We start from the raw sequence: 1,681 nt of genomic DNA on the forward strand, positions 1-1,681 counted from the left end.
CTAGACCTTGATGCTGTCGTAGCGAACCTCGGTCATCATGCCCGTCGTCATGTGGTAGAGATTGTGGCAGTGGAGCGGCCAACGCCCAGGGTTGTTGGCCTCAAACGCAATCCGCACGCTGCCCATCATCGGCGTAACCAGCACAGTGTCTCGCATGGCGCCTTGGATCGGTCGACCGTTCACCGCGATGACCTGGAATGCATGACCGTGCAGATGCATCGGGTGCGCCATCATCGAATGATTGACCATCTCGATTTCCACACGCTGGCCCTTCTGGAGCATCAGCGGCGTGATGTGTGGCCAGTTTTCCCCGTTCAGTGACCAGGAATAGGGTTTCATGTCGCCCGAAAGGACTATCCGGTGCACAAGGTCGGGCTTTCGAGGTGAAAGCGGAGCACGTGCGGTTAACCGCGTTTCCAGAGAATTGTCGATCGGTTGCATCTTGTCGAGCCCGGTTTCCTCGATGCGGGCAACCGGCGCCCCAGGCGTCGCCAGCACAATCCCGGTGCGCCGCCGTGTGCCCTCAAGCCGGGCGAGGATAGGGAATGCGCCGGTACTTGGCAGATCAACCAGGATGTCGAGCCTCTGTGCGATCGCCAGAGGAAAGCGTCGCCCAGCCACCGGATGCACCGGATGACCGTCGACAGCCACTACATGACCGGCCAACGCGCCTAAATCAATCCAGAACTGGCTGGAAGACGCCCCGTTGATGATTCTAAGTCGGACCCGTCCGGAACGTTCGATCTGAACAATCTCGGGATCGCGGAGGGTACGATCATTCGCCAGAAAAGCATCATAATCAATATCGTTCAGGTCCATGGTCATGCTGCCCATGGACCCCATGCCGTTGTCCTTCGACATGGCGCCCATATGGCCGGACATCATATTACCCATACCCTGCATGCCTTGCATCATGCCTTTGGTATTTTCACTTGGCATCTGTGCTAATGAGGGGGCAGCGGCATTCTCACTCGTGCGCGCCATGGCGTGGATCGCGGAAGGTGTTTGTCCAGTCAGGCCGGCCAGTAACTCGTCCGACCCCGTGAAACTGAAATCATGCAGCATGAGCACGATCTCCTGACGGTCCTCGCGCAGTTCTGCCGCGTCACGGACGATCAACGGTGCTGTCATCAGACTTTGCTCCTGCAGGCCCTGATGTGAATGCATCCAGTAGGTCCCTGGGATCGGCACGTAGTCATAGGTGCGTGTAGTAGCCGGGGCGAGGGGGGGAGTCTGTGGCCAGGGGAACCCATCCTGGGTCCAAGGCGGGATCTGGCCGTGCCAATGGATGATCGTGTGATCGGCGGTCTGATTAGCGAGTTCGACCTGGAACCGCTCGCCCGGCACCAGGACAAGGCCAGGACGTCCAGCCTCGTCGGCCAGGCGGAAGACTTTCGCAGCGCGACCGTTTACCTCAAGGCTGCGCGTTCCGGCGATCAGCCGATGTCCTGTGCGAGTGGTCGTGGCAGCGTGGGCGTCAACCGCGCTCATCGCACCCAGCGTCAGGCCACCGGCAATAAGGCCGCGGCGGGAAACCATCGTCATCTTCTTATCCTTTTTCTTATTCAGCAGTTAACGCTGCGAAAGGGTCAGCCGATCCCGCGTTCGGGGCAGTCAATGAATTTTGTAACCTTCATCCTCAATGGCCTTAATCACGGCCTCGGTCGGGATCGTCGCCAGG

The 1,681-nt window shown here is 59.3% G+C and carries 2 protein-coding genes and 1 pseudogene; 1 reads left to right on the forward strand and 2 read right to left on the reverse strand.

The window, feature by feature from the left end:
• Both B7Z76_RS16065 and B7Z76_RS16070 read right to left on the reverse strand, forming a co-directional pair.
• Window positions 1-1,131, reverse strand: coding sequence for a multicopper oxidase family protein (locus B7Z76_RS16065; RefSeq protein ID WP_244890803.1), 1,131 nt, complete (start codon window positions 1,129-1,131; stop codon window positions 1-3).
• A gap of 30 nt (window positions 1,132-1,161) precedes the next feature.
• Window positions 1,162-1,347 (reverse strand): annotated as a pseudogene (locus B7Z76_RS16070) (multicopper oxidase domain-containing protein); the annotation flags it as partial.
• Between B7Z76_RS16070 and B7Z76_RS16075 the strand changes: the two are divergent.
• Window positions 1,285-1,681 (forward strand): hypothetical protein (locus B7Z76_RS16075; RefSeq protein ID WP_291345264.1); only part of this gene is annotated, 397 nt, incomplete at its 3' end. The pseudogene B7Z76_RS16070 and the gene B7Z76_RS16075 overlap by 63 nt on opposite strands.

Origin of the sequence: Acidiphilium sp. 20-67-58 (genome assembly GCF_002255515.1) — a bacterium.
In the GTDB taxonomy this organism is placed as follows: domain Bacteria; phylum Pseudomonadota; class Alphaproteobacteria; order Acetobacterales; family Acetobacteraceae; genus Acidiphilium.

What these genes read in the sequence shown, in the direction of transcription:
- B7Z76_RS16065 (WP_244890803.1), bottom strand. Translation starts at nt 1,131, where the DNA reads ATGACAGCACCGTTGATCGTCCGTGACGCGGCAGAACTGCGCGAGGAC.